Raw genomic sequence first — 5,241 nt, forward strand, 5'->3', positions numbered from 1 at the left:
GATGTGATCTGTCTAATACTATCAAAAAATATATTCTTGCTATTAACAATTAATATTGTATGGGTAGCGGCGTTGGGACTTCTGTGGCTCTACATGACCAAATACCTGGTGACGCCGATTAATGCGGTTAAGCGCAGCATCGATGAAGTTAATGATGGCAATCTGTCGGTGCGAATTCCTGTTTTCGGCAATAACTGTGCCGGGCGCTTAATTCCGGGGATCAATAACTTATCGAATAATATCTCGACGCTGGTGGCGGAAATTCGCGCCTCTTCGGACACCGCAATGTCGCTATCCGATCAGTTGGCAACCCGCAGCGGCGAGCTGTCGGTGAAAACCGAGCAACAGTCGGCCACCCTGATGGAGACTGCGGCGAGCATGGAGCAGATCGCCGCCAGCACCAAAAATAACGCGGAACATACGCGTCTGGCGAGCGAACGCGCCGGTGAGGCGACGCAGTGTGCCCGTAAAGGCGGCGCGCTGATGGGGGAAGTGGCGACCAATATGCAGTCGATTACCGACTGTGCCCGGCAGATGACGGAAATTATCGCCATGATTGACGGCATTGCCTTCCAGACGAATATTCTGGCGCTGAATGCGGCGGTGGAAGCAGCGAGGGCAGGTGATCACGGCAAAGGGTTCTCGGTGGTCGCCGGTGAAGTGCGTAATCTGGCTCACCGTAGCGCGGAAGCGGCCAAGAATATTAAGACCTTAATTAGCGTCACCAGTGAAAACGTCACGCAGGGCGCGAGTATCGTCGCCGAAGCGGAGAAAAACATGCAGGAGATCGTCGCCGGTTCGGGCGAGTTAAACGGTCTGATGGAGCAGATTGCTGTTTCGACCTCTGAGCAGGAAAAAGGGATCGATCAGATTACGCTGGCGTTGAATGAGCTGGAGACGGTAACGCAAAGCAATATCACGGTTGTCGAGGAGCTGGCGAGATCGTCCGATATTCTTAAGCGTCAGGTGATTGAACTGCAGTCGCGCACGCAGAATTTCCGCGTGGGGGACGAGCAAAATACCGCATCGCCACGGCAGGCTGCCGGTGGCCTGCCGCTACAGCCTGTCGTCGCGACCGGCAGCAACGAGCAGAATTTCTGGCAATCGTTTTAACCCTGTCGCTTTTCCCTCAACCCGGTAGCGATACCGGGTTTTTTTATGCCTGAAATTTACGTGTAGCTGTTTTTGTGAACAATTTCAGCGTCATGGCACCAGCGTATGTTGCTTAACAAAAGGAGATGGCTAGACTATCAGGATAAAGAGCGCTAAGCGGAGGCGATGTGGAAGCCATAAAAGGATCGGACCTAAACGTACCAGACGCGGTATTTGCGTGGCTACTGGATGGCCAGGGCGGCGTGAAGCCATTAACCGACGCGGACAGCGTCAGTAAAGAGAACCCGTGTTGGCTACACCTGAACTATACCCACCCCGACAGCGCCCAGTGGCTGGCGACGACGCCGCTGTTGCCCAATCTGGTGCGCGATGCGCTTGCCGGTGAAAGCCTGCGTCCGCGGGTCAGTCGCCTGGGCGAGGGGACGCTGATCACCCTGCGTTGCATTAACGGTAGCACCGATGAACGCCCGGACCAGCTGGTGGCGATGCGCCTCTATATTGATGAACGCATGATCGTTTCGACCCGGCAGCGGAAAGTGCTGGCGCTGGATGATGTGGTGAGCGATCTTCAGGAGGGCAGCGGCCCGACGGATTGCGGCTCGTGGCTGGTGGATATTTGTGATGCGCTAACCGATCACGCCAGCGAGTTTATCGAGCAGTTGCACGACAAAATTATTGACCTCGAAGATAATCTGCTGGAGCAGGAGGTGCCGCCGCGAGGTTTTCTGGCGCTGTTGCGTAAGCAGCTTATCGTTATGCGCCGCTATATGGCACCGCAGCGCGATGTCTACGCCCGTCTGGCCAGCGAGCGTCTGTCGTGGATGACCGACGACCAGCGTCGTCGTATGCAGGACATTGCCGACCGTCTGGGACGTGGGCTGGATGAAATTGACGGCTGTATCGCGCGCACGGCGGTGATGACGGATGAAATTGCGCAGATGATGCAGGAGTCGCTTTCCCGGCGAACCTATACCATGTCGTTGATGGCGATGGTCTTTTTACCCAGCACCTTCCTGACAGGGCTATTTGGCGTCAACCTTGGCGGTATCCCCGGCGGCGGCTCGCATCTGGGTTTTTCCCTTTTCTGTATTATGCTGGTACTGCTTATCGGTGGTGTTACGTGGTGGTTACACCGTAGTAACTGGTTGTAAAAAATCACCTTTTTTACCTCTTTTGGAGAGGGTAACGCCACTTAATTTGAGCAAGGTCAATAAAACGGCATGCCAATCGAGGCAATATCGATCCCGCAGGTGAATGCAACGTCAAGCGATGGGCGTTGCGCTCCATATTGTCTTACTTCCTTTTTTTGAATTACTGCATAGCACAATTGATTCGTACGACGCCGGCTTAGAATAGTCGGCTTTTTTTTGTCTTTTTTCCGCTACCCTGATGGTACCCGCCGATTAATTTGTCGCATCCCGCGTCGAGATCTGCGAGGATACGCGCCTGCTGAACCTTAGCCCCTTATTCGCGAGAAAATACTGTGACCGCTTTTGCCACCCTGAATGCCCTTCCTGCCGCCCAGCTCGATAATCTGAACGATCTGGGCTATCTCTCTATGACGCCGGTTCAGGCCGCGTCGCTGCCGGCGATTCTGGCCGGAAAGGACGTGCGCGTGCAGGCGAAAACCGGCAGCGGCAAAACGGCAGCGTTCGGTCTTGGCCTGCTCCAGCATGTCGATGCCAGCCTGTTCCAGACCCAGTCGCTGGTGCTGTGTCCGACGCGCGAACTGGCCGATCAGGTCGCCGGTGAGATTCGCCGCCTGGCGCGCTATCTGCCGAATATTAAGGTGCTGACCCTCTGCGGCGGTCAGCCGTTCGGCGCGCAGCGCGACTCGTTGCAGCATGCGCCGCATATTATCGTCGCGACGCCGGGCCGCCTGCTGGATCACCTGCAAAAGGGCACCGTATCGCTGGATGCACTGCAAACGCTGGTGATGGATGAAGCGGACCGCATGCTGGATATGGGCTTTAGCGATGCTATCGACGAAGTGATTCGCTTTGCGCCAGCGTCTCGCCAGACGCTGCTGTTCTCCGCGACCTGGCCGGAAGCGATTGCCGCCATAAGCGGCCGTGTGCAACGTTCGCCGGAAACGATCGAAATTGATAGCGTTGACGCGCTCCCCTCGGTTGAGCAGCAGTTTTTTGACGTACCACGTCACGGCAAAATCGCGCTGTTACAGCAGCTGCTGAGCCAGCATCAGCCATCTTCTTGCGTCGTGTTCTGTAATACCAAAAAAGATTGTCAGGCGGTGTTTGAAGAGCTGAACGCGGCGGGGCAAAGCACCATTGCGCTGCACGGCGACCTCGAACAGCGCGACCGCGATCAGACCCTGATACGTTTTGCCAACGGCAGCGCGCGTATTCTGGTGGCGACCGACGTGGCGGCGCGCGGGCTGGATATTAAATCGCTGGCGATGGTGGTGAACTACGAGCTGGCGTGGGATCCGGAGGTGCACGTACACCGTATTGGCCGTACCGCGCGTGCGGGCAACAGTGGGCTGGCGGTGAGCTTCTGCGCGCCGGAAGAGGCGCAGCGCGCCAATATTCTGGCCGAAATGCTGCAACTGAAGCTGAACTGGATGCCAGAGCCGGCTAAAACGCGTATTACGCCGCTGGCGCCGGAAATGATGACCCTGTGTATCGACGGGGGTAAAAAGGCAAAAATGCGTGCGGGCGATGTGCTGGGCGCGTTAACCGGCGATATGGGGCTGGTTGGCACGGATATCGGTAAAATCGATGTCCACCCGGCGCATGTCTACGTAGCCGTACGTGAAGGCGTGGCCCATCAGGCCTGGAAATTGCTGCAGAAAGGGAAGATCAAAGGCAAGGCGTGCCGTGTACGTCTGCTGAAATAACATCCTGAAAAGCGTCTCAGGCCGCAGCCTGAGACGCCAAATGACTTACTTCACTTCAACCACATTCAGACGCAGCTCATCCAGCTGACCGTCTTCTTCTTCCGGCTGCCAGCCCACTGGCTGTAGCGGCAGCTCTTCCCGGTCAAATGCCAGGTCGCCACCTTCAATCACTTCGCTGTCGTGGTTCAACCCTTTGAAATCAAACAGGTTGGTATCACACAGGTGTGAAGGCACCACGTTCTGCATGGCGCTAAACATGGTCTCGATACGGCCCGGATAGCGTTTATCCCAGTCGCGCAGCATATCGCCAATGACCTGACGCTGCAGGTTCGGCTGAGAACCGCACAGATTACACGGAATGATCGGGAACGCTTTGGCTTCGGAGAAGCGCTCGATGTCTTTTTCGCGGCAGTAGGCCAGCGGACGGATAACGATGTGCTTGCCGTCGTCGCTCATCAGCTTCGGCGGCATACCTTTCATTTTACCGCCGTAGAACATGTTCAGGAACAGCGTTTGCAGAATGTCGTCACGGTGGTGGCCGAGGGCGATTTTTGTCGCGCCCAATTCGGTGGCCGTGCGGTAGAGGATCCCGCGACGCAGACGAGAGCAGAGTGAGCAGGTGGTTTTCCCTTCCGGGATCTTCTCTTTGACGATACCGTAGGTGTTCTCTTCGACGATTTTGTACTCAACGCCCAGCTTTTCCAGATATTCCGGCAGAATATGCTCGGGGAAGCCCGGTTGTTTCTGGTCGAGGTTGACCGCCACCAGGCTGAAGCTGATTGGCGCGCTCTGTTGCAGATTGCGCAGAATTTCCAGCATGGTGTAGCTATCTTTACCGCCGGAGAGGCAGACCATAATGCGGTCGCCGTCTTCAATCATGTTGAAGTCAGCGATGGCTTCGCCCACGTTACGACGCAGACGCTTCTGTAATTTGTTCAGATTGTATTGTTCTTTTTTGCTAATTTCTTGATTTTGTTGCATTTAATAGTTACTCAAAAATCTAAATGGATACCCAGGCCACTACAGCGTCTTCCAGTCCATTTGATTTACGATAAAAGAGCTGTCCCGCGCTGACGGCGAATCAGCGAATGTGTGGCGTGTATGGTACGGATTACGGCGACGAATACCAGCATGTTTTGCAGGACTGGCCCGACTTACCCGCTGACATGAATAACCCTGTATTAAATCTATCGCGTCTTCAACGGGTTGACCGCGAGGGACGACAAGCCGCTTGATCTCTACGCTTGTTGCATAATACTGTATATATAAAC

At 55.3% G+C, this 5,241-nt stretch carries 4 protein-coding genes; 3 read left to right on the forward strand and 1 reads right to left on the reverse strand.

All coding sequences use genetic code 11. From position 1 onward, the window contains the following. Window positions 1-15 precede the first annotated feature (15 nt). The 3 genes from NNN71_RS23445 to dbpA all read left to right on the forward strand — a co-directional run bounded on the left by NNN71_RS23445 (window position 16) and on the right by dbpA (window position 3,970). On the forward strand, window positions 16-1,113 hold the full coding sequence (locus NNN71_RS23445) for a methyl-accepting chemotaxis protein (protein WP_442910528.1): 1,098 nt from the start codon (window positions 16-18) through the stop codon (window positions 1,111-1,113). A gap of 167 nt (window positions 1,114-1,280) precedes the next feature. Continuing rightward, window positions 1,281-2,264: a zinc transporter ZntB gene (zntB, locus tag NNN71_RS23450; RefSeq protein WP_064545875.1), complete on the forward strand. Its 984-nt coding sequence runs from the start codon at window positions 1,281-1,283 to the stop codon at window positions 2,262-2,264. A gap of 332 nt (window positions 2,265-2,596) precedes the next feature. Continuing rightward, window positions 2,597-3,970 carry an ATP-dependent RNA helicase DbpA gene (gene dbpA, locus NNN71_RS23455; protein WP_271459467.1) on the forward strand — a complete coding sequence of 458 codons (1,374 nt, stop codon included), beginning with the start codon at window positions 2,597-2,599 and terminating at the stop codon, window positions 3,968-3,970. Window positions 3,971-4,015: 45 nt separating this feature from the next. Here dbpA and ttcA read toward each other — a convergent pair whose 3' ends face one another. Next, window positions 4,016-4,951: a tRNA 2-thiocytidine(32) synthetase TtcA gene (ttcA, locus tag NNN71_RS23460; RefSeq protein WP_163447389.1), complete on the reverse strand. Its 936-nt coding sequence runs from the start codon at window positions 4,949-4,951 to the stop codon at window positions 4,016-4,018. Between the last annotated feature and the right edge of the window lie 290 nt (window positions 4,952-5,241).

This window comes from Kluyvera sp. Awk 3 (genome assembly GCF_028069715.1).
GTDB lineage: Bacteria > Pseudomonadota > Gammaproteobacteria > Enterobacterales > Enterobacteriaceae > Kluyvera > Kluyvera georgiana_A.